Annotated in this window: 1 pseudogene; it reads left to right on the forward strand. The window is 62.9% G+C overall.

Annotation, left to right across the window (positions count from 1 at the left end):
* Positions 1 to 96: 96 nt before the first annotated feature.
* Positions 97 to 410: pseudogene (locus tag CVH10_RS17850) on the forward strand (IS6 family transposase); the annotation flags it as partial.

Below are 410 nucleotides of genomic sequence, written 5' to 3' on the forward strand. Positions count from 1 at the left end.
ATCCCACCCGGGCGTGTCGCAAACGCGATCGGACCTGCGTTTACCCAACGTTGACCATACGACCTGCATGGCGCCTTCCGTTCTGGAGGCCGCCCCATGATCCTGTTCGCTATCGCCGCCAAGCTGAAGCATCGCTCCAAGGCTGACTTCAAGGGCCGGCACTACGAGGCCGCCCTGATCGTCCAGGCTGTCTCCTGGTATCTGCGCTACCCGCTCAGCTACCGTGACATCGAGGAGCTGTTCCTAGAGCGCGGTCTGGCGGTGGATCATTCCACCCTGAACCGTTGGGTTCTCGCCTACGCACCGCTGATCGAGAAACGGCTGCGGCAGTTCCGCAGACCGCACTGCGGCTCGGTCCGGACCGACGAAACGTACATCAAGGTCTGCGGCGCGTGGCGCTACCTATACCG

The sequence above is a fragment of the Halomonas sp. ND22Bw genome (assembly GCF_003011945.1).
Classification (GTDB): Bacteria; Pseudomonadota; Gammaproteobacteria; order Pseudomonadales; family Halomonadaceae; genus Halomonas; species Halomonas halophila.